Origin of the sequence: Nostoc sp. C117 (genome assembly GCF_043099735.1) — a bacterium.
Taxonomy (GTDB): Bacteria; Cyanobacteriota; Cyanobacteriia; order Cyanobacteriales; family Nostocaceae; genus Nostoc.
Genome location: NZ_CP170991.1, coordinates 3,205,146 through 3,228,920 on the forward strand (window position 1 = coordinate 3,205,146; position 23,775 = coordinate 3,228,920).

At 40.6% G+C, this 23,775-nt stretch carries 17 protein-coding genes; 9 read left to right on the plus strand and 8 right to left on the minus strand.

Annotation, left to right across the window (positions count from 1 at the left end):
• Positions 1-314 precede the first annotated feature (314 nt).
• Positions 315-1,955, plus strand: a complete 1,641-nt coding sequence (locus ACFG4S_RS14070; protein WP_392535377.1) for a metallophosphoesterase — start codon at positions 315-317, stop codon at positions 1,953-1,955.
• 567 nt (positions 1,956-2,522) lie between these two features.
• Complete coding sequence (locus tag ACFG4S_RS14075; protein WP_392535378.1) at positions 2,523-2,978, plus strand: Fur family transcriptional regulator; 456 nt, start codon at positions 2,523-2,525, stop codon at positions 2,976-2,978.
• Positions 2,979-3,108: 130 nt separating this feature from the next.
• On the opposite strand, the gene ACFG4S_RS14080 is transcribed toward ACFG4S_RS14075, so the two are convergent.
• Positions 3,109-4,239 carry a peptidoglycan-binding protein gene (locus ACFG4S_RS14080; protein ID WP_392535379.1) on the minus strand — a complete coding sequence of 377 codons (1,131 nt, stop codon included), beginning with the start codon at positions 4,237-4,239 and terminating at the stop codon, positions 3,109-3,111.
• 9 nt (positions 4,240-4,248) lie between these two features.
• Complete coding sequence (cobN, locus tag ACFG4S_RS14085; protein ID WP_392535380.1) at positions 4,249-8,550, minus strand: cobaltochelatase subunit CobN; 4,302 nt, start codon at positions 8,548-8,550, stop codon at positions 4,249-4,251.
• Between the two features lie 92 nt (positions 8,551-8,642).
• Here cobN and ACFG4S_RS14090 point away from each other — a divergent pair, with 92 nt between their 5' ends.
• The gene (locus tag ACFG4S_RS14090) at positions 8,643-10,787 is read left to right on the plus strand and encodes an ATP-binding protein (RefSeq protein ID WP_392535381.1); all 2,145 of its coding nucleotides are present in this window, start codon (positions 8,643-8,645) and stop codon (positions 10,785-10,787) included.
• A gap of 178 nt (positions 10,788-10,965) precedes the next feature.
• Here the strand turns inward: ACFG4S_RS14090 and ACFG4S_RS14095 are convergent, their stop codons facing one another.
• Both ACFG4S_RS14095 and ACFG4S_RS14100 read right to left on the minus strand, forming a co-directional pair.
• A complete protein-coding gene (locus ACFG4S_RS14095) occupies positions 10,966-11,799 on the minus strand; it encodes a RimK family alpha-L-glutamate ligase (protein WP_392535382.1) in 834 nt (277 codons plus the stop codon).
• 349 nt (positions 11,800-12,148) lie between these two features.
• Positions 12,149-13,042 carry a hypothetical protein gene (locus tag ACFG4S_RS14100; RefSeq protein ID WP_392535383.1) on the minus strand — a complete coding sequence of 298 codons (894 nt, stop codon included), beginning with the start codon at positions 13,040-13,042 and terminating at the stop codon, positions 12,149-12,151.
• Positions 13,043-13,177: 135 nt separating this feature from the next.
• On the opposite strand from ACFG4S_RS14100, the gene ACFG4S_RS14105 reads away from it, so the two are divergent.
• From ACFG4S_RS14105 to ACFG4S_RS14125, 5 genes are all read left to right on the plus strand, one after another.
• Positions 13,178-14,095, plus strand: coding sequence for a metallophosphoesterase family protein (locus ACFG4S_RS14105; protein WP_392535384.1), 918 nt, complete (start codon positions 13,178-13,180; stop codon positions 14,093-14,095).
• An 82-nt stretch (positions 14,096-14,177) separates the two neighbouring features.
• A complete protein-coding gene (locus ACFG4S_RS14110) occupies positions 14,178-15,644 on the plus strand; it encodes an AAA family ATPase (RefSeq protein ID WP_392535385.1) in 1,467 nt (488 codons plus the stop codon).
• Entirely contained in the window at positions 15,641-16,276 is a 636-nt protein-coding gene (locus tag ACFG4S_RS14115) for a retron system putative HNH endonuclease (protein ID WP_392535386.1), read from the plus strand. Before ACFG4S_RS14110 ends, ACFG4S_RS14115 begins: the two co-directional genes overlap by 4 nt.
• 299 nt (positions 16,277-16,575) lie before the next feature.
• Positions 16,576-17,925 (plus strand): MATE family efflux transporter, encoded by a 1,350-nt coding sequence (locus ACFG4S_RS14120; RefSeq protein ID WP_392535387.1) that lies wholly within the window; start codon positions 16,576-16,578, stop codon positions 17,923-17,925.
• A 28-nt stretch (positions 17,926-17,953) separates the two neighbouring features.
• Positions 17,954-18,247, plus strand: a complete 294-nt coding sequence (locus ACFG4S_RS14125; protein ID WP_392535388.1) for an antibiotic biosynthesis monooxygenase family protein — start codon at positions 17,954-17,956, stop codon at positions 18,245-18,247.
• Positions 18,248-18,296: 49 nt separating this feature from the next.
• Here the strand turns inward: ACFG4S_RS14125 and pcrA are convergent, their stop codons facing one another.
• Both pcrA and ACFG4S_RS14135 read right to left on the minus strand, forming a co-directional pair.
• Complete coding sequence (gene pcrA / locus ACFG4S_RS14130; RefSeq protein ID WP_392535389.1) at positions 18,297-20,621, minus strand: DNA helicase PcrA; 2,325 nt, start codon at positions 20,619-20,621, stop codon at positions 18,297-18,299.
• A 401-nt stretch (positions 20,622-21,022) separates the two neighbouring features.
• On the minus strand, positions 21,023-21,256 hold the full coding sequence (locus tag ACFG4S_RS14135; protein ID WP_392535390.1) for a hypothetical protein: 234 nt from the start codon (positions 21,254-21,256) through the stop codon (positions 21,023-21,025).
• Positions 21,257-21,371: 115 nt separating this feature from the next.
• On the opposite strand from ACFG4S_RS14135, the gene ACFG4S_RS14140 reads away from it, so the two are divergent.
• Complete coding sequence (locus ACFG4S_RS14140) at positions 21,372-22,139, plus strand: thioredoxin domain-containing protein (protein WP_392535391.1); 768 nt, start codon at positions 21,372-21,374, stop codon at positions 22,137-22,139.
• A gap of 212 nt (positions 22,140-22,351) precedes the next feature.
• Here ACFG4S_RS14140 and ACFG4S_RS14145 read toward each other — a convergent pair whose 3' ends face one another.
• Together ACFG4S_RS14145 and ACFG4S_RS14150 are read right to left on the minus strand one after the other, a co-directional pair.
• Positions 22,352-23,017, minus strand: coding sequence for a glutathione S-transferase family protein (locus ACFG4S_RS14145; RefSeq protein ID WP_392535392.1), 666 nt, complete (start codon positions 23,015-23,017; stop codon positions 22,352-22,354).
• Between the two features lie 131 nt (positions 23,018-23,148).
• Positions 23,149-23,748, minus strand: coding sequence for a TetR/AcrR family transcriptional regulator (locus tag ACFG4S_RS14150; protein ID WP_392535393.1), 600 nt, complete (start codon positions 23,746-23,748; stop codon positions 23,149-23,151).
• Between the last annotated feature and the right edge of the window lie 27 nt (positions 23,749-23,775).

The following is a 23,775-nucleotide window of genomic DNA, read 5'->3' on the forward strand; positions in this document are numbered from 1 at the left end:
GACACTAGACGTTTTATGCAGAATAGATTTTTAAAGGTGTTCGCCAAAAAGCTACTCTCTTTCTGCTAAAAGAATACCTAATTTTTTAATAAACCGCAGAGGCGCAGAGAACACAGAGTAGGAGAGAAGATTAGATAATCTTAGCCGGAAGAGGGTAATAATAAAATTGGGTTTAATCGGTGAATACCCTACAAAATTTTGCTATGCTACTCATGCTCAGAGCCTTAGACACCCGAAAAATCTTGTCAGTGGCTATGCTTGTGCTTGTTGTATGCTTTACTCTAGTAAGCGTGCATTCATGTAGGCAAACAGATATGATATCAGCACCTTATCTGCTGACCGATCCATTTTTGCAAGTGCCAACTGAAAATTCAGTGCGAGTAGTTTGGTTTACCGAGTTTGCTGGTGTTAATCACACAGTGTCCTACGGGGAAAATTTCAACCAAACTGCTAAAGCAAATACTATCAAACTCAGTCGGACACGCGAAGACCAAAAGTCAAAGATTGCAAACCAAACCAAAGACAACCAAGTTTATCAAAAACCTGTACAGCGTGACATTTGGCGACATGAGGCTGAGGTAACTGGGTTAGCTGCTGGTGTGCGGGTAAATTATCGCGTCACAAGTGTCCGAGAAGATGGTGAGAGCGTTAGCAGTGATGTTTTTAGCCTCGCAGCTACTCCCAAACCTGATACAGCATTAAAAATTCTACTTACTTCAGATCATCAATTAAAGCCGATGACATCTGCAAATCTGCAAAAGGTGGTGGAAACCGTTGGACGAGTTGATGGGGTGTGGTTTGCTGGTGATTTGGTTAATGTGAGCGATCGCGCCTCAGAATGGTTTGATGATAATAGTGGTGGTGCGTTGTTTCCTGGTTTACAAGGTCGTGCTAAATACGAAATGACCCACGACGGTGTGAAGACAACCTACACTGGTGGGAAAATCATTCAATATGCACCCATGTTTACTTGCATTGGTAATCATGAAGTAATGGGGCGATTTGCTAGGAAAGAAAGTTTAAATGATGAATTTGATGATACCATTCCTCATGCAGTTGCTCAAAAATTTTACCCTGATACATCTGCGATAGATCATTCTTTTAATACTGTTACCTACGAAGAAATTTTCACTCTACCAACAAGTAAAGAGGGTGGAAAAAAATATTACGCAGTTAGTTTTGGTGATGTGCGTCTAGTAGTACTATATATTACCAATATGTGGCGAAGTCCTAAGTTAGATGCACAGGCAAAAGGTAGATATAAAGAAGCAGAAAAGGATTTTAATCATCCAGAAAATTGGGGTTATGGACAGGTAATTTATGAGCCAATTACTAAAGGCAGCAAGCAGTATAATTGGTTAGAAACAGAACTTAATAGCCCTGAGTTTAAACAAGCAAAATACAAAGTTGTGATGTTTCATCATCCCCCACATACTTTGGGTGATAATATAGTTCCTGCTTATACAGATCCAGTACAAATAATTGAACGGGATGATGGCAAAATTAAGGCAGTCCGTTATGAGTACCCTAAAAACGCAGATTATATCATCCGTGATGTTGTCCCTTTACTAGAAACGGCTAATGTGCAATTGGTATTCTATGGACACTCCCATTTATGGAACCGCTTTGTTAGTCCTACTGGAATGCACTTTTTAGAAACATCTAATGTCGGTAACACTTATGGCGCGGCTTGGGGTCAGAGAAAGCGAGAAGTGCCAATTGGATATCAAGAGGATTATGTTCAGGTTGGCGACCCTAATGGTTTAAAACCGATGTTACCAACAATTGCACCTTTGTTAGGTGAAGATGGCCAGCCCATGCCTTATATTGCTAGTAATGATATTACAGTTTTTAGTATCTTTGATACAGGGACAGGTACCATCAGCAGTTATCGTTTTGATACTCGCAAGGGTGATTCAGAAGTAGTGAAGTTTGACGAATTTAAGTTGAAATAGATATAAATATAGTAGTTCATATACAGGTAAGCTACAGAAAAAATAATTAACCACAAGCAAACATATACGGTTATGAGGGCGGGGCGCTAAGGGTCATTGAGAGATTGACGCTTACATCCAACAACTTTGGGTTTTCTCTTCTGAAGTTGACCCTAATGACAGATGTGCTAACTTACTAGCTGGTGTATCTCATTAAAATGAGAATTACTAGAATTAATAATTCTTAATTAACAGGACTTTGACAAAAATAGCTAGATAGCCTATTTCGTACAATCCCCAAGGCGAAGGAGTTTCATTGCAAAGGACGCAAAGAGAAATAAGAAATGGTTATCTGAACAGATATTTACTTATAGCTAATAATTTTCATCTAAATATACAAGACTTTCCCGAAACCTTGGCTGAGAATATCTTGAAGATAAGGATTAAGGGTTACCTGATTTTTCAATCAAGATTTGATGAAATTTTCTTAAGTATTTAGTAAAGATTCTCAATAGAGAACGACTGTTGCAAATTACTCAGAATATTTGCTATATTCTCAACAAAGCCTGTTAGTTGAGAAATATTAGTATGACTGTCTACACAACTACTTCACTTAAGGCAGAACTGAACGAACGAGGCTGGCGTTTAACTCCCCAGCGCGAAACAATTTTACACATTTTTCAGGAACTTCCGCAAGGTGAACACTTGAGTGCGGAAGATCTTTATCATCGGTTAGAAACTGACGGTGAAGGGATTAGTCTGTCAACTATTTATCGCACTTTGAAGTTGATGGCGAGAATGGGAATTTTGCGGGAATTAGAATTGGGTGAGGGACATAAGCATTATGAAATTAACCAGCCTTATCCCCATCACCACCATCACCTAATTTGTGTGCGGTGCAACTCAACCATTGAGTTTAAAAATGACTCAATTTTAAAAATTGGTGGGAAAACTGCTCAAAAAGAAGGTTTTCACCTGCTTGACTGTCAAATGACCATTCATGCAGTGTGTCCCAAGTGCCAACGAGCGCTGATGCCGCTTTAGCACTTGGGGGATTAAAAAACGAAACTACTCAAATTAACCAAATAAGTGGAATTTTGAGCAGTTCGTAATTTGCTATTACTGGAGGTAAGCAATCAGTTGAGGACTGATACTAACAACACCAAAGCGGATGCTAAAAGCGTCCGCTCTTAAGATCCTTGAGACTAATCCCGTAGAATTCCTGGGCTTGTTTAATTGCTTTTTTAGTGTCATCTGCCATCAAACCGTTCAGCTTGCCTTTATAAAAGCCCCGCTCCCGCAATCGTGTTTGGATTTCTAAAACATTAAATTCGCTCTTAGGAGCAGTATCAATTGAGCTATATAATTTAGCTCTGGTAGTTGGTCCAGCAACGCCACTTGCTGTTAAGTAATTAGCTGCTTGAAATCTACGTACAGCATCGGCAGTGTAGGGACCATAGTAGCCATTTGGCTCTCCCTCTAAATATCCTGCCTGAATGAGCTGTTCTTGTAGTAATCTAACTGGTTCACCGCGATCGCCTACGCGGAGTTTATCTCGATTTACTACCTTTTTGGGAGTCTCTTCTCCATCACCAATGCCAATTGCGGGCAATTTACGTAATGTTGCCGGACCAACAACCCCGTCAACGCTTAAGTTGTAAGAATCTTGGAAACGTCTGACAGATTCTTCAGTAATCGGACCAAATATGCCTGTGGCGTTTCCGTAATAAAACCCTGCGATTCGTAATCGTTCTTGCAAAACCCTGACATTTTCACCTTCATCTCCCTTCATCAGGTAGTCGGGACTATGGCGCTGGGTACTTACTGAACTAGTAGTGCTGGTTTTTTTAGCTTGGGCACTGACAACAGTGGTTTTTTTTGCTTGTGTCGTTGTGCTACTGGGTTTTTTAGCTTGCCAGGTGTCTAATTTTTGCAGGGTGGTTGCTCCAACAATCCCGTTCACTTGCAACCCGGCAGCCTTTTGGAAGCGCCGCACAGATTCTTCTGTGGATACGTCATAGATTTGGGTGATGGGAGCTTGGTAAAAACCTGCTGTTTTTAACTTTTGTTGTATATTCCTCACAGAAGGACCTTGATCGCCTTTTTCCAGCGCCATCACGCTGCTGACAGCACTCAGAATAGACAAAGATAGAGCAAGGGGGAGCATATAGTTCCAAGCCCTACCAGAAAGCCGTTTCCAGTCTGGCGCAGTTGCTTTGTTAAACAAAGAACTGAGGGAGACTAATTCATTGGGTGTGCTGTCCTCATAGGCGAAAGCTAGGTGTAAATACGCAAGATTCTCCATAGTTTTTTCCTACACCATTGATTTTTCTTCGATAACTGCTTCAGCTTGATGTACTAGGTTTATCAAAGCTTCTAATGTTCCTATATTTACATCCTGCCATAAATTGCGCTTGTGTGCTTCTAATAATCTTTCGGCAATATCACGCAGTGCATAAGGATTCTTTTCCTGAATAAATTCCGAGACAACTGGATCGAGCAAATAAGCTTCGACAATGCCTTGATACATATGATCTTCGACACATTTAGTTGTAGCATCGTAGGCGAATAAATAATCTACGGTCGCTGACATTTCAAAGACACCTTTGTAACCGTGGCGCATAACTCCGGCAATCCACTTAGGATTGACTACACGAGAACGATACACTCGGGCAATTTCTTCTCTCAGTTGGCGAACGCGTGGTTGGGCGGGTATAGAATTATCCCCAAAATAAGTTTGAGGATTTTTTCCCTGTAGAGAACGCACCGCTGCTGTTAAGCCACCCTGAAATTGATAATAATCATCAGAATCGAGTAGGTCGTGTTCGCGGTTGTCTTGATTATGCAGGACAATTTGCATTTTGGTTAAGCGTTGCTCGAAGGCTTCGGTATTGGGGAGTGGGGATTGGGGACTGGGGACTGGGGACTGGGCATTGGAGATTTTATCCTCCCCTGTTCCCCCTGCGCCGTTTCCTGAGGAGTAGGCGTAACTACTCCAGTTAATGTAGGCGCGGGCTAAATCTTGGTCATCTGTCCAGTTTTGCGATTCGATTAAGCCTTGGAGTCCAGCACCGTAAGCTCCTGGACGAGAACCAAAGATGCGATATTGCGATCGCTCTTTCGCATCTTCTAAAGTTAAACCTTGTTTTGTCCACAAATCAGTCTCTTGGCGCACTGCATCTGCGAGGGGGTTTTGTTCTGGCGGTTCATCCAAGTTTGCCACTGCTGTCACTGCTTGAGCGAATAAATCAATTAAGTTGGGAAATGCATCCCGGAAGAATCCAGAAATTCGCAAGGTGACATCTACGCGGGGACGCCCTAAAATCGTCAGGGGTAAAATTTCAAAATCCACTACTCGCCGCGCTGCACCATCCCACACAGGCTGTACTCCCAGCAAAGCCAAGGCTTCAGCAATATCATCACCGCCAGTCCTCATGGTGGCAGTTCCCCACAATGATAAACCTAGTGTTTTGGGATACTCACCATGTTCTTGAGTGTAATATTCTACGAGGGTTTCAGCGGCTTTTCTCCCAATATCCCAAGCTGTTTCTGTGGGAACGGCACGAATATCCACAGAATAAAAGTTTTTCCCAGTTGGTAGAACTTCCGGGCGTCCGCGTGTGGGTGCGCCAGATGGGGCGCTGGGGACATACCCGCCATCGAGTCCGTGTAATAAGTGGGTAATTTCTTCGTGGGTTCGTTGTAAAGCGGGAAGGAGGCGATCGCTTATCCAGTCAAGGGTAGTGCTGAGTGGGGAGTTAGGAGAGACGCGATGAATCGCGTCTGTACAAGAGTTAGGAGTAGAGACGCGATTCATCGCGTCTGTTCTGAATTCTGAATTCTGGCTAATCAGTTTTTCTACTAAAAGGGCGGCGTGTTCTTCTAGGACTTCAACAATATCACCGATGGTACGACATTCTATGCCATTGACTACTGAATTTTCACCACTAGGCATTGACAAATCGGCTGTGAGGGGATCGAAGTCTAGTCCCCAATCTTGGGCTATGGCGCGGGTAATACCTGAAGAATAGCGATTGGGTATTCGAGCGATCGCTACTATTAAATCCCTTAATTGCCGTCCTTGGGGACATTGCCCAAAAATGTGCAATCCGTCGCGGATTTGGGCTTCTTTCAATTCACAAAGATAGCCGCCTATATTATTCAAAATTGAAAATTCGGAATTTAAAACTTCTTCATTTTGAATTCCTAAATCTAGATGGAGATTTTCTGTGATTATCAGTTCGCGGATGCGATCGCGAATCACTGGTAAACGGGAAGGATCTAGACTTTCTGCTTCATAATACTCATCAATTAAATTTTCTAACTGTTGCAAAGAACCGTAGAGTTCGGCGCGAGTCATGGGCGGTGTGAGGTGATCTATAATCACCGCCTGAGCGCGACGTTTAGCTTGGGAACCCTCACCAGGATCGTTGACAATAAACGGGTACAAGTGAGGAAGTGCGCCGAAAGCGACTTCTGGGTAACAATTACTCGATAAAGCCAAACTTTTACCAGGTAGCCATTCTAAATTTCCGTGTTTGCCCACATGAACTACAGCATCAGCACCAAAACATTCTCTCACCCAATAATAAAAAGCTAAATAAGCATGGGTTGGTTCTAAATCCGGCGCATGATAATTCAAACTGGGGTCATTATCATAACCCCTTGGCGGCTGAATTCCTATAAAGATGTTGCCGAGTTGAATTCCGGGAACGGGCATTGGGGATTGGGGATTAGGGATTGGGTATTGGGGATTGGGTATTGGGTATTGGGTATCCCTCTTGTTTCCCCCGTTTTCCTTTTCTCCAGTCCCCAGTCCCCAGTCCCCAGTCCCCAGTCCCCACCGTTCACTAATACCTTGCTGCACTGCTAGCGGTAATGAAGCGAAATATTTTTGATATTCTTCCCAAGAAACACTTTGGTGTATCGGAAGCCATTCTCTACCTTCTGGATCGTTGGTGACGCCAGATGTTAGCCGTTGAATCAACTCATCTCCTTGAGCAGGTGGATTTTCTACTTGATAACCAGCCAGATGTAAAGCTTGAAGGATTTCTACACAACTAGCTGGGGTATCCAGTCCCACACCATTAGCAAGGCGTCCATTGCGGTTGGGGTAGTTTGCCAGAATTAAGGCAATTCGCCGCTCTTGGGGTGGTTTAGAACGCAGACGCACCCAGTTTGCTGCTAGCTTAGCAACGAACTCAATGCGATCGCTCACTGGTTCATAAATTACCACATCTGTCTCTAAAAGGGGATTACGAGTTTGCACGGCTTTAAAAGACACAGCACGGCTAATAATCCGCCCATCTACTTCTGGTAGCGCCACATTCATCCCAATATCGCGGGGAGAAAGCCCTTGAAACTGTGACTCCCACTGCTCAATTGAGCCACCACTGAGGATTACCTGCAACACAGGTACGTCTAATTTTTGCCACAGTTCCGTTTGGGGTATTTCGCTTTCCAAGCGTGCTAGAGAAAAACTGGTGGTATTTAGCAGCAGTGCAATTGGTTCGGTTTCTTTGGGTTGAAAAAATTCACACAACTCAATTTGAACATCCGGTTCACGCAATGAGGAAACAAACACAGGCACAGGTTGTAAATTTTTCTCTACCAAGGCTTGGCATAGAGCATCAATTACCTTAATATTTCCCGCCAGATAATGGGCGCGGTAGAAAAGGATGCCGACTTTGGGGAGTGGCACTTCGGCTACGAGTTCTGAGGTGGATGAATGAGGTTCTGAGGTGGATGAACGGAGTTCTGAGGTGGATGAATGAGGTTCTGAGGTGGATGAACGAGTATCTGAGGTGGATGAACGGAGTTCTGAGGTGGATGAATGAGGTTCTGAGGTGGATGAACGGAGTTCTGAGGTGGATGAACGAGTATCTGAGGTGGATGAACGAGTATCTGAGGTGGATGAATGAGGTTCTGAGGTGGATGAACGAGTATCTGAGGTGGATGAACGGAGTTCTGAGATGGATGAATCAGTTTCTAACTCTCCTCCGCCCCTCTGCCCCTCGGTCACTGAGCGTAGCCGAAGTGTCGCCCCTCCGCCCCTCTGCCCCTCCGCCCCCCATTCATACAATCCCACACGCGGAATCGGCTGCGGTGCTGGAGGATTGTATGCAGTAGATAAGCAACTATCGCTGATAAATTGCAGAGCATTAACGAAATTTTGAACGCCGCCTTCGCTAAAATACTGCCATATCTGGTTAACAATAGCCAAAGGCACGGTAGACTGAGAGATTAATTCGGGATCAAAAGCGTCGTCTCCCGGCATTACAATGAGGGTTGTACCATTACGTTGGACAATTTCCTGCACGACTTCTAAGCCATAACCCCAGTAGGAACGTCCTCCTAATAGGCGCAAAATTATTACCTGGGCAAGTTCCAAAACTTGCTCTCCATAAGTATCAATAGTTAATTGTTGCTGCAATTGCAACAAGTTGGCGACTCTAAATGCAGGAAATTTTGGAGGTAATTTTGTCACCGCAGCTGCCAACGTTTGAATGTCAGTATCAGCAGCTGTAATCAACACCAAAGTCGCTGGAGTTTGTTCTAAAAAAATTAAACTTTCTGACTGATTCCATCCACCGGGTATGCTACTAGTACGATGCATAATCTTGTATTACCGTCTTAAACTGTTGGTTTGTACACAATAAAACAAACTTTCGTCCCTGCATTCAGCCCCTTTTACCAAAATGATTGAAAATGCTGAGTTCTCCTGATTTGAGCTTTTCTCGAACCTTGCCTATTGTTGTATTCAATCAGCTTGGAGAATTGTTAGAACAGATGGCTCAAACGGTGGAAAGTCCCGTTCTAGTACTGACAGAAGCTACGTTGGCGTCGATTTGTATACCTGTAGAGTGGCAAAGGCAAAGGTTTACAGTCGTGGTTTCTGAGCAGTTTAGTGCGCTCTTGCTGGGGAATTTTGAGGAGGGGAGCAAAGAAGCAGGGGAGCAGGGGAGCAGGGGAGCAGGGGAGCAAGAAATTTCCTCTGTAGTTGGGACTGCTAACTCCCCACTCAGCACTCACTTAGCGCTCAATACTAGGTTGACGTTTAATTTGGAGGCGATCGCTTCTTTTATCTCCCAAGTGAGAGATTTGTTTGAGTGCAATTCTTACACTTACCAAAATATCCAACGCTATCGCCAAATTATTAGACCCAATGATGCTACGCTCCAAAGTCAATTTACGCTGTTGTTATTAGAATATCTCCTAACTAAGCCAAACCAAGAGATAATACCACCTCCAATCCCAAATGGACCGACTGTTTATATCTGTCAGCCAGTAGAAGATGCCCTAAAAAAACAGATTTCCCAAGAACAACTGTTAAACCAGGTAACAACGCAGATCCGTAAAAGCCTAGATTTACCAGTAATTATGGCAACAGCAATTACACAAGTGCGTGAGTTTCTGGAATTAGACAGATTAGTAATTTATAAATTTGAGGGTTCTAAAGTCAAGACTCAACAACACCAGTTTGAGAGTATTGCTCTCAATGGAAGGCCACTAGCGACAACAGAAGGAATTTTCGCTAGTGATATGGAACCAGAAATATCAATTCAAGGAAACCTCTACTCAGATTTTTCACCGCACGAGGGTAGCGGTAAACGCTCACTTTCTTTGTCTGTTAATAGTCAACCTCTGCCAGAACAGTACCAAAAGTCTGGGGGTTATGTTGTTTATGAAGCGCGTGCTACTGATACTATTTTGTCGGTGTTAAATTACACGGAAAAAAATTGCTTTATCCGCACCTCTCAATGTTGGGAAAAGTATCGCCAAGGCTTTACTTTAGCTGTGGATGATGTTGAAAAAACTTATGCTTTAGAAGACTGTTTGTTGAATTTTTTAAGGGAATGCCAAGTTCGGGCAAAGTTAGCTGCACCAATTATCTTTGAAGAAAAACTTTGGGGATTGCTGATTGCCCATCAGTGCGATAATCCACGTCAATGGACTGATAGCGAAAAAAAATTGCTGACTTCCATTGCCGAACAATTAGCGATCGCTATTCATCAAGCTGAGTTAATGCGATCTCTGCAAGATGCTGCTCTCAGGCTCACCCAAGAAAAACAAACCTTGGAAGAACGAGTTATTGAGCGTACAAGAGCGCTACGAGATGCCCTACTCGCCGCCGAAGCTGCTAGCCGCCTCAGAAGTGAATTTCTCGCTACCATCAGTCATGAATTACTCACACCTTTAACTTATGTGATTGGGATGTCTTCGACGTTGTTACGCTGGCCTTTGGGTGAATTGAGTCAACGACAACGGGGTTATCTGCAAACAATCCATGATAGTGGAGAACATTTATTAGCAATGATTAATGACATCCTCGATTTATCACAAATCGAGGCTGGTAAGACAGCTTTAAATATTTCGGAATTTTCTTTGCTAAATGTTGCAGAACGTGCTGTAGAATCGCTACAAAAAAAAGCAAAAAGCGAACAAGTAAATCTTATACTGGATTTACAAATTGATCCCAAACGCGATCGCCTGACCGCCGATGCCGAACGAGTAGAACAAATTCTCTGGAATCTGTTAACGAATGCGATTAAATTCACCCCCGAAAACGGTAGTGTTACCCTCCGTCTTTGGGTAGAGGATGATAGCGCTATTTTTCAAGTAGAAGACACCGGCATAGGCATTCCCGAAGAAAAATTACCATTACTGTTTGAGAAATTTCAGCAACTCGATACACCCTATCGCCGTCGCTACGAAGGCACCGGATTAGGACTAGCTTTAACTAAACAACTTGTAGAACTCCATCGCGGTCGAATTGAAGTAGAATCAACCGTGAGCATTGGCTCAATTTTTACTGTGTGGATACCAACACAGGCAATGAGAGTGCCAAGTTAGTGGTGAGTGCTGAGTGAAGAGTAAAGAGTAAAGAGTTATAGCAGTTTGCAAGTAAATGAGGTACAAAATGCAGGACTTCAAATCAGATGTAAACAGTCTCTGCCTCCTCCAAACCCATAGCTTTGTACTTCATACAAAAGAAACCTGCTTTATTTTTCCTATGCCAATGCCCAAATTTTTATTTTGATTCTAAACTAATTAGCATTTTTTCAAAAACTTTCAACACATGCTGCTTTCCATTGTCTCTAGTGAAAATTGTATAATTCGGGTGAGAATTGATTTCAATCAACCAATATTTATTGTCTCTATCTAATACGATATCTAGACCAGCATAATTAAGGTCTAATTCTTCAAAAACTGGTCTGGCAAAATTACTAATTTCTGACCATATTTCTGGATCGTTAATATACTTTGCTCTTGCGCCATCCCAGTGAAGAGGGCTTAGATTGCCTGTAAATGTTGCATTAGTTACATCTTTTTCATAGAGTAAAACTAATTCTTTATTTAAGAAAACCGCTCTATATTCAGATTTGATAGAAATTAATTCCTGAGCAAGAGCGACGTAATCATATTTTCTCAAGTTGATATTAAAAATCTCTTTTAAAGCATTTTCAATTTCATCTTGATTCTGGCATAAAAATACGTTATGTCCGCTCGAACCAGAATTTCTTTTAACAATTACAGGTGTTTCAAACTGTTCTTTAATTTCTAATATAATATCTTCAATAGTCGGAAATTTTAAGTACATCTTATATTGGATGTCACAAAAAGGGGAAAGAAAACCTATTGTTCGAGGAAGTTTAACTTTCTTATTTAAAATATGGTAAGTATACTCTTTGTCTTTTATTATCTTTGATACTGCTTGATTAATTAACGGAGTACTATAATTACAAAAATAATGATGTTTATTATTCAGTTTTATTCTAATTAAATTTTCAGTAGGATAAATAATTTCATAACTGATGTTTAAGTTATCACAAGCTTGAAGCAATAGCGAAACGTTGTCTAACATAAATAGTTGAAGTTAAACGCCCAAATTAAGTGTTTACATGACTTAAAAAGAAAAAATTTGCTTTAATTGATGAATATCAATTAAGCGCTTTTTCTCATTTTTTGAAATTATCTTTTTTGAAAGCTTTTTAGAAAAGCCATCTTATAAAATACACCTATTTTTTCGATAATGCAACAGTTTTTCGCGAATTTCGCAATGGATATAAAAATGTGATAGAGCAGTTTGCAATTGTTTGGAGTACATACACTGTAGGAACGCATATCTGCACGCTCCTACGATGTATGTCATTCAAATAAAATAGGTATTGAAATCTAAAAAACCTAATTCTAAAAGTATGCAATGCTAATTTTTAACTTGTTGTTGAACTTGTTATTTGCCGTTTAAAAATCACTATCTCAGTACCCACAACTGGGTTACGCGCTATCAGCCTATTTTGAGAGTCGATAATTTCTAAATGAGTAAAATCAAGTTGTTGAGAGCGTTGTAATATCTCCGCAGCTAGTTTATCCTGTTGAGATTCTTTGAGAGTATACCAATCATCACTAATTTTGACGGTGAGATTACTCGTGCGAAAGTTCGCTTGAATTGACTTTATCAGACCAGAGGCAACGCGATCGCTAATTTCCGCTACCTGGTTTTCAATAGCCATAATCAAAGCTTGTTCAGGTGTCAATTCTATGACTGGTGTAGGCGTTGGTGTGGGTGTGGGAATGACTTCTGGTTCTGGTGGTGCTGGCGTAATTTCCGGTTGCGGCTGTTGTACTTCTGGTGTTGGAGTAATTTCCGGTTGTGGCGGTGGTTCTGGTGCGGTTGACTCCGGTGGAGTAGTTATCGTTGGTGTGACTACAGGAACCTCCTCAACTGGGGGAACTGTTGCTACTTCCGTAGGTTTACCAGTAAAGATAGTCACACTTGTCCAAAGGAGAATTACACTAATTCCAGCAACAATTCCCGTCAAAACTGTATCTGATAACTTTGTTGATAAATTTGATGGCAAAAATAACCGGACTGTCCTTAATAGTCCATTCCAGCGCAACAAAAGCTGCTGCAAAAAACTAGGCGTTTCCTCAGTACCCGGTGGGGGTGCTGTCTCCAGTTTCTCCACCGTTACTTCTAAAACCCCAATCGTCCCTCTCAGAAGTTGGACAATTTTAGCCTTCCAAATTGGCTGAACTCTCTGGTAAGGTTTTTGGGGAGGTTGAGTTATCTGCTCATCAGTCGGTTTTGGATTGTCTTGTGACATGGAACTTTCACCAAAAGCAGCGAATCAAAGACAAACAACGTACATTATTACTGGTGCTGCCTCTTTTGCCTTAATGTATCACTTCATTGCACGTTACTTCTGCGGAAACTAACTATTTATTACATTTGGTGAGTTATGAACCTGAAACGCCGTCAATTTTTATTTTCAAGTACCCTGGGTGCGATCGGTACAGGATTTGTGGGCTGGATGTTAAATCATCAAAATCATCAAAGTGCTGAGATTAGCGATTCAACAGCAGCGATCGCCGCGAATCCCCCTAAAAAAGACTTGTTATTACGTTTTGTATCTGTTGCAGATACAGGAACCGGAGCTAAAGGACAGTATGCTGTGGCTAGGGCAATGAATTTTTACCACAAACAAAATCCTTATGATTTAGTCGTTTTAGCTGGAGATAACATTTACAATAACGGCGAAATTGAAAAAATCGGTGAAGTTTTTGAGCGTCCTTATCAAGGTTTGCTCAAACAAGGTGTGAAATTTCAAGCTTGTTTAGGTAATCACGATATTCGTACTGCCAATGGCGATCCACAAGTGAAGTATGTTGGTTTTAATATGAAGGGACGATACTACACATTTCGTCGGGGAATTGTACAATTTTTCGCTTTAGATACTAATAGTAATGCTGATTGGAAAAACCAGCTATCTTGGTTAGAAAAAGAATTAAGCCTTAGTAATGCTTCTGCTAAAGTTGTGTTTGGACATCATCCGATTTATTCATCGGGTCAATATGGGAGTAATTCCGCTTTTATTAAAACTTTCACTCCTCTATTTAAAAAATACGGCGTTCAACTTTACATCAATGGTCACGAACATAATTATGAACGCACTCGTGCTATTGATGGTACAACTTATTTAATTTGTGGTGCAGGTGCAGGGAACCGTCCTGTAGGGCGTTCGGAGTGGACAGAGTATTCCACCAGTGATTTAAGTTTTGCGGCGTATGACGTGTATAAAGATAGAATAGAAGTCAGGGCGATCGGTACTAATAATCGCGTCTTTGATAAAGGTATTATTCAGTTGAAATCAGCGTAATCTCATAGTACTGCAAGATGATTTAACAGATGTAGGGTAGGCGATACTTATCCACTAAATTACATTAAGACTAGTTGAAACTATGAAAGTCAAGCGCTTGAAAATACAATCATTCCGGGGAATTAACGATTTGACACTTGAGTTTGATGAAACCCAGCCAACGGTACTTATTGGTATTAATGGCGTGGGCAAATCAAATATTCTTGATTGTCTGGCTATTATTATGTCACAGGTTACGGGAAAAATTCAGGACTCTCCTGATTCTATTCGTTCATTCAGCAAACAAGATACAAGTAGTGGTCGTAACGAAATACGCGCCGAAGTTATTACCGTGCTAGATAATTTAGAGGAAGTGCCTTTGTCTATCAATCTGTTTCAGATAGGTGACAGCAAATCATCTGCGCTACTACAACCAGTAATTGAAGATTTTGCTGTAAATTTAGTCGCAGATATTGCAAAATTTTTAAAAAACTCAGCTAGTAAAGAATTTTCAGATGTTGAATATCAAGAATTACAAGAAATGTTAAATCCTATATTACCAACTATAGTAGATAAAATTTCTGATTCTGTCGCTACTGATCTTGCTAAATCTACTAATATTTCTAGTTTTGAATACTCAAGATTAGGGCTGCAAACTACAATTGATTATCTACGCAAACAATTAGAAACTAATTCTCAATCCAATATTCATTTAGTAGTTTACTACCCTGTTAATCGCGCTGTTATTGATATGCCTTTAGAGATTTCAGAAGGAAGTTCATTTAAACAAGTGGATGCCTATAATCAGGCGCTTACGGGAGGAAGAATTGACTTCAAAATCTTTTTTGAATGGTTTAGAAATCGAGAAGATTTAGAAAATGAGAGGAGAAGAGATAACCCTCATTATAGAGACAAACAATTAGAAGCAGTAAGACAGTCTATCTCTTCCTTAATACCAGAATTTTTAAACTTGCAGGTTGAACGTTCTCCACTGCGAATGACTGTCAGAAAAAAAGGTGAAGAACTTATAGTTAATCAGCTATCTGATGGGGAAAAATGCTTGTTGGCAATGGTGGGAGATTTAGCAAGACGATTAGCGATCGCTAACCCTAGTTTACCAGATCCCCTCCAAGGTAGTGGCGTTGTTTTAATTGATGAAATTGAACTCCACCTACACCCTAAATGGCAACGAGAAATTATTCCAGCGCTGACAAGAACATTCCCCAATTGCCAATTTATTGTCACCACTCATTCGCCTCAAGTAATTAGCCAAGTCAAGCCTGAAGGAATTTACATTCTAGAAAAAACAGACGAAGGTGTTGTTGCAAAAAGACCGGAAAGTTCCTTTGGCAGAGATAGTAATCGTATCTTAGAAGACCTCATGGGTGTTCCAGCACGTCCACAAGAAATTAAAGATCGTTTACATGAGTTATTTAGACTAATTGATGAAGGCAATCTTGATGGTGCTAGGCAGTTATCTCAAGAAATTGCTGATATTATTGGACAAGATGAACCAGAATTAGTAAAAGCAAGTGTATCTATTCGACGCAAAGAGATTTTGAAGCGGTGAAATATATCAAAAAAAGTGAGGAACCAGAAAGTTTTACCGTTTGGAAAAATCTAGCAAATGAGGATTGGCAACCAAGTTGGGACGACTTCAGGAAACCACAAAAAACCGATGTACATGATTCCTTATTGCAAGAGCAAGGCTTTATCTGTTGCTATTGTGGAAGGCGTATTACCAAAGAAATTAGTCATATTGAACATCTAAAACCTAGATATCCTAATACTGAGCTAGCGCTGGAATACACAAATATGCTGGCTTCATGTCAAAGAGAAAGAGAGCGTAAAGAACCTCTGCACTGTGGAAGCAAAAAAGATCATTGGTACGATGAGGATTTGATGGTTTCACCCATAAATGCAAATTGTGAGGAGTTCTTTAAGTACACTGATGACGGTCAGATTTTGGCGACAAATAATTCAAAAAAGCAATTAGCTGCTGAAACAACAATTGATAAACTCGCACTCAATATTGACAAGCTGAAAAATTTACGTGCAAAATCTATTGAGCCAATATTGGAAATTATTAATACGATTACAGACGAAGAGAGACAAGACTTAATTCTAGGCTTCAGTGAAACTGATTCTAAAGGATATTACGAAGAGTTTTGCGCTGCGATTATCTATTTATTAAAAAATTAGTTTTAATGGCGTATACTGTTGTAGAGGTTGCATTGACTTGATACTAATGAGGTGTATAAAGATAGAATAGAAGTAAGGGCAATCGCTACTGATAATCGCATTTTTGATCGAGGTATTATTCAATTAAAATCAGCTTAGTTAGAGCAATGATTCAGCAATAACTTCCTTCCGAAAGACTGTAAAGTGAGTCATCTTATTCCATTAAGATAGATTCAATTTCCCAGAAGCAGTATCTTTTGAACATGGGTTTAGATTTTGGAAAAACCCTTTGTTATTCACATGGGGTTATTAAGTAATATATGTTTTCTGAAGTGAAAAAATGTCTCGTGTTAGCTGTACCTTTGGCAGCAGCACAAGTAGCTCAATCTGCAACTGCTTTTGTGGATACAGTAATGATGGGCTGGTTGGGAAGTCAGACTATTGCATCTGGAGCATTGGGAGTTACTATCTTTAGCTTTTGTCTGTTAATCGTTAGTGGTATCGTTTCTGCTATCAGTCCGTTAGCTGCTCAAGCATACGGAGCCGGAAATAGAGAAAAAGTTGGCACAATTGTCCGGCTTGGACTAGGAATATCTCTGATACTAGGAATACCAATTACATTGTTGCTTTACAATGGAGGTGCTTTACTACTTCTACTAGGGCAAGATCCTAACACAGTAGCACTAGCAGAGATTTTTTTAAGGGCGATCGCACTGGGTTTTATTCCTGCTTTAGGCTTTGCAGTACTTAAAAGCTTTCTTTGTGCTCTGTTGCAACCGCAATTAGTGATGGTAACTGTGGTTTTGGGTACTCTGCTCAACATCACAGCTAACTATGTGCTGATGTTTGGCAAACTGGGATTTCCCGCGCTGGGTTTAGCTGGTATCGGTTGGGGAAGCACATTCTCACTTTGGAGTATGTTTGTTGCTTTAACATTTTATATATGTAATCAGCCTGACTTTGCAGTTTATGGTATTTTTCGACCTTTATCTGATAAAGCTTTTCCTTTAAAGCATCGCCATATTATTGGCGAGATTTTTGAGGTTGGATTGCCCATTGGAGGTCTGATTGCGGTCGAAGCGGGACTGTTCACCATTGTTACCTTCATCATCGGAAAATTAGGAACAAACGCTCTTGCTGCCCATCAAATTGCTTTACAAACAATTTCCATGTCATTCCAGCTTGCACTAGGCATTTCTTTAGCGACAACAGTACGTGTTGGGCAGTTAGTTGGGCAGAGTGACCTGCTTGCTACTCGTCTGGCTGGATATGTAGGGATTGCCATTGCAGCTCTATCTATGGGTGTAGTAGGCATAACATTTTGGTTAGTGCCAAAGTCGATTATTTCTCTTTATATTGACATTAACGATCCAAACAATGCAGATGTGGTTGTCCTCGCAGTGAAATTGCTGGGAGTGGCAGCGATTTTTCAAATAGTTGATGGTGTGCAAGTTACTGCGGGGGGAGCATTACGCGGACTAAAAGACACTCGAATTCCGATGTTGATTGGTATTTTTGCTTATTGGTGTGTTGGTTTATTCACTGGTTATATTTTCGGAATCTCATTGGGGTATGGAGCTATTGGTCTTTGGTGGGGGTTGGCTATTGGTTTAGCGATCGCTGCAATAATCATGACTTGGCGGTTTAGCAACAAAACAACTAACTACTGATAAACAAAAATTATCACCGCAAAACTTTATGATTCTTGAGGCAGTTATGCTTAATGTTAAACCTGGTCTAGAATCAGAATTTGAAGCTGCTTTCAAAAAAGCTTCTAAATTTATTTCCTCAATGGACGGATATTTATCTCATAAATTGCATAGATGTATAGAAGTACAAGAAAAATATTTATTACTTGTCAGATGGGAGACTTTAGAATCTCATACTGTGGGATTTAGAAATTCTCCTGAGTATCAAGAGTGGAAGAAACTTTTGCATCATTTTTATGAGCCATTTCCCACTGTTGAACACTTTGAAGAAATTGAAATATGAAAAATCAGATCCCCGACTTCTTTGAAAAGTCGGGGATCTGCGGATATATTCAGTCTACTCGTTGTAACTGCGCTACTCTTGGGTCAACAATTTTTTGTCCCAAACTGGCAAATTTAATTGCTACAGACATTTTACTACCCGTTCCAAATACATGAGTAATTTCACCAAGACCAAAGGTCTTATGTAATACCCGATCGCCTACTTGCCAATTTTGCCCTGTGTCTGGCTTTCCATTAGCATTAGCGGCACTTTTGGTATAACTTTGACGACTGGCACGTTTGGTCGATAATAACTCTTCTGGTAATTCGTCGAGAAATTGCGATCGCATTGCAGGTTCACGAGAACCATATAAACGCCGTTCCCGCGCATGTGATAAATACAGCCTTTCTTGAGCGCGAGTAATCCCCACATAACACAGGCGGCGTTCTTCTTCCAAAGATGCGGGGTCACTTAGCGATCGGTAACCGGGAAATAATCCCTGTTCTAATCCCACCAAAAAGACTACGGGAAATTCCAAACCTTTGGAAGCGTGCAAAGTCATCAAAGAAACTGCTGTTTGTCCTTCTTTTAAGTTATCCAAATCGGAACTGAGAGCAGCACTACTTAAAAAGTCTTGCAGGGAAACCTCTTCGTTTTCTTCTTGAAATTGCAGCGCAGCGTTATAAAGTTCCTGGACGTTTTGCACTCTATCTGTCGCTTCATCTGTGCCTTGACTCATCAAGTCTTGAACGTAACCAGAGTCTTCTAATATTCCTTGCAAAACCTCAGTCACAGGAAGCGTACCAATTTGTCCTTGCCAACGGCTAATCATTTCGGCAAAGTTATTTACAGCTTTTGTTGCCCGTCCAGCTAATGTATTAACTGATGTTTCATCGCTGAGTATTTCCCACAGTGTTGTGCCTAGTTGCCCAGAGGCGTTTACTAAAGCGTCAATAGTGGTTTTGCCAATTCCTCGGCGGGGAGTATTAATAACTCGCAATAAACTGACTGTATCAGATGGATTGGCGATCGCTCTTAAATAAGCGACGACATCTTTAATTTCTTTGCGATCGTAAAATCTCATTCCCCCCACAACTGTGTAAGGAATTTGCTTTTCTACTAAGAATTGCTCAAAAGGACGAGATTGAGCATTTGTCCGATAAAGTATGGCAAAACTACCCCAGTTCAACTCAGGATTTTGCTGTTCTAAAGTGATAATTTGATTAATCACAAATGCCGCTTCTGCAATTTCTTCATCTGCTTTGTGACAATGAATTTGCTCACCCGTACCCCTCGTAGCTTTGAGGATTTTATCAATCCGTTGGGTATTATTTTCAATTAGCTCATTAGCTGCTTGCAGAATGTTTTCACAAGAACGATAGTTTTCTTCCAGCTTAACCATTGTGCGGGTGTCATCATCTAGCAAACCATCGCCAAAGTCTTCCTGAAATCCCAGCAAGATCGTGAAATCTGCCATCCGAAAACTATAGATGGATTGATCTGCATCGCCGACAACAAAAACTGAGCGATTTTCCCATTCCCATTCGCTCTTTTTGGTTTCGCCATTAGTTACTAATAAATGGATCAGTTCGTATTGGGTACGGTTAGTATCCTGATATTCATCTACGAGGATATGGCGAAACTTGCGATGCCAGTAACCTAATACTTGCTCATTTTGCTGAAATAATCTAGTAGGTACAAGAATTAAATCGTCAAAATCCAGAGCATTATTTTCTGCTAACTTATCTTGATATAAATTATAGACTTGGCCAATCACTCTTCCCCGATAATTCGGTTGTTCTTGCTCAAATTGTTGCGGTGATAAACCTTGGTTTTTAGCATTACTAATAGCATAGCGGACAGAGCGGGCATCAAATTTTTTATCGTCTAAATTTAACTGTTTGGTGACGATTTCTTTGATGAGAGTCATCACATCTGATTCATCAAAGATAGAGAAATTACGATTCCACTTTCGTCCTTTTTCGTCTACATATTTTTCAATATCAAAGCGGAGAATCCGAGAAAATAGACTGTGGAAAGTGCCACACCATAAGTCTTTGATAGTATTTTTATAAACTTGCGATCGCAATTGGTGTTGTTGGTATTCTGTCAACAAATCATATCGCTGGCCATGTTGTTTCATTGCCAGTTCTTCCGCAAACAGCCGTTGAATCCGGTCTTTCATTTCCCGTGCAGCTTTGTTGGTAAAAGTAACCGCTAGGATATTTTCTGGATCGACACGATGTTTTAGAATCAGATTGGCAATGCGATAAGTTAGCGCTCGTGTTTTGCCTGAACCAGCGCCAGCAACTACTAGCAAAGGGCCGCAGTAATGTTCGACAGCTTGACGTTGACTGGGGTTAAGGTGACTGAGAAAGTCGATGGTTGTTGTCATAGATGTGAAAAAGCGATGTCTACGACGGGCTACGCCTACGCTAGGCGTCACATCGATAAGATAGTGGCTATTGCCCAGGTTACAATATCCTAACGAAACTTGGTCAATAAAGATTGTTTGCCAATGTTCTTAACCAGAATGTTACTTTATCACGATTGACGAAATTTTACGCTGCCGAATGTCGCAGCTACAAAAACAAAACCCGCCTACGCTGGTTAATTAAATACTTCTTAGTCCGGGCAGGCGGACTTTGGCTGTGTAGGCGCGGTTTCCAACCGCCAGCTGTAACTACACAATAAAACATCTTTGGAGAGGATCAACCTTCTATCGATAATCCCAGAATTGTGGTAAGTGCGATCGCTAACTCTTCCATATAACTATCATCTAAATGACCAAGTACCTTAACAATTCTGGATTTTTCGTTTACTGAGACGTTCTTCATAATCTTCCAAATTCTGCAAATAGTCAGAAAAATCTGATTCCACTATTTCTGCTTCTTCTGTGAACTCCGTCCATGAGGACTGAACACTGCTGTTGTTTTTCATCATGAGAAAATCTATGAAGTCATTCACTTGTTGAAGCAGTGGCTCAGGTAGTTGACGAATCTTGGCTATAGTTTCTTCATGTACACTCATTTGACCTCTGGATGATAATCATCGTGCGTCTATGTTTCTAGAGTAGCTTCAAGCAGTTATAAATTTGCACATCTATGGCAATACTAAGATAATATTGATTTTTTACACTTTTTGTATGACTACATTCTTTAATTGGTTTGGGCAATTAGTTCAATATCTGCGTACTTTGGCAACAATAAGTCTGTTATGTTTTATTTTCACCTGGTCGCTTCCAGCACAAGCTGCTACCCGCATTGACCCCCAGCTAGAACAGCAAGTATTGCAAATTATCCGCGAACATCCAGAGACAATTATCGAATCTGTTCAAGCTTATCAGCAGAAACAACAAGAAAAAATCAATGAAGCAAGGCAAGGATTTTTACAGGATTTCAAAACCAATCCTCAAACAGTGATTGGTAACTCTCCAACCAAAGGTTCAACTCAAGCAAAAATACTGCTGGTGGAATTTTCAGACTTTCAATGTCCTTACTGTGCTGAAGCAAATAAAACATTGAAACAGTTGTTAGCAAAATATCCAGACAAGATAAGATTAGTTTACAAGAATTTACCTCTCGTTGCAATTCATTCTCAAGCACTTCCCGCTGCCGCAGCAGCTTGGGCAGCACATCAGCAAGGTAAATTTTGGGAATATAATGATGCCCTATTTACTAATCAAAAGAAACTAGGTAATTCCTTGTATTTAGATATTGCTAAAAATCTCAACTTGGATTTGGATAAATTTAAACGCGACCTGACTATTGCCACTCCTGCAATTACAAAAGACATCGAACTAGCTCAAAAATTAGCTGTTTCTGGCACACCATTTTTTGTAATTAATAGTCCAACTGTTTCCGGAGTAGTACAGCTATCAGACATTGAAACCATATTGGCTGATGCTAAGTAAATTGGTGTGTTTGGGAATTAGTCTTTTGTCATTGTTAGTAATCACTAATCACTCTAAAATTCACATTTTTGAGGAGTCTATCTTTAATCTCCCCTTTCCTTACTAAGCAGAGGGTTTGGGGGTGAGGTTTTCAGGTGTAACTTCACGCTTATTAGAAAATGCTATATTTTCTGATATTCCGGTTTAACACATACAAACTTGCCAATCGCTTGCTATTTGTTCTTATTGGCTTTATTTCTACGTAACCTCACTATAGCCCTAACTCGCCCTTTAAATGCTTCAAATTCTTCGCTACTCAATTTGGTTTTTTGCCATGCTGGACGTTGCATTAATAGCTCAGACCATTCATTTATTTTGGGGTAATCACTGAGATTAACACCTAAGTTAGGTAATGAAAGTATACCTATACCAGCAACGATATCTGCTAGAGTTAACTGCTGACTACCGAAAAAACCGCGATCGCCAAGTAATTCTGTAAAAAATTGCAGTATCTTATCTATATGCTGCTTTGCTTGTGCAACTTGTGGTGAATCTTCTCTTTCATAAATTAGTGAAATTATTTGTGGAAATAATTCATTACCAGTAACTAATTGCACCATCCTCACGGTTGCTAATGCCTGAGGCTCAGAAGGTAGCATTGCAGGTGTAGGATATTTACTTTCTAAATAGTCCATAATTGCTAGGGATTCTACAACTCGAAAACCGTCATCCACCACAACCGGAATGTGATGAAAGGGGTTAACTATCGCAAACTCTGATTGGAATTGATCGCCATTCAATTTCATTAAAACTGGTTCAAAGGGAATTTCCTTTTCTAGTAAAGTGAGCCACACACGACGAGCATTTGGCGAAACAGGATTGTAGTAAAATTTCAGCATGTTGAATCCTTGATAAATAAAACCCTTCGGTCTGAAATCAGTTAAAAAAATTATCGCATTCTTAAATTACGAATTACGAATTAGGTTGCCGAGCGTTCGCGTAGCGTCTCGCAGAGAAGCCGAGGTACGAATTACGAATTATTTTTCAGGTGAGTTTCTAAATATTGATTTAGGTGATTAATTACCCTGTGCATATGAATTGAATCTCCATAAAGTTTACTCATCATGATAGCTCCTTCCAGAGTTGCAATGATGATGGTAGCGATTTCATCAGCATTTACCTCAGAACGAATTTCGCCTTTTTCAATTCCTGTTTGAATAATTCGATGAATCAGATTTAGCCAAGAGTTCATGGCTTGTTGAGCGCGATCGCGCAGAGCCGGATGAGTATCATCACTCTCTATAGCAGTATTCAACAATGGACATCCTCCCTTAATGGGTGGATTTTCTGCAAAGCTACTAAATACTGTAATAATTGCTTGCAGACGTTCTACTGCATAGCGCTTGTTTTGCAATGCCGATCTAGTATGCTGTTTGATATGGGCGATCGCAAACTCAAAAGCCTGTAGCGCCAAATCGTCTTTGCTTTGGAAATGATTGTAAATTCCTCCTTTCTGCAATCCAGTGACACGCATGATGTCTGACATCGATGAGCCTGCATACCCCTGCTGGTTAAACAGTTCGGCTGCTTGCTGGAGAATTCTGCTTTTTGTTTCTTTACCTTTAGACATTACAGCTTTTCAGACCGATTGGTTTGA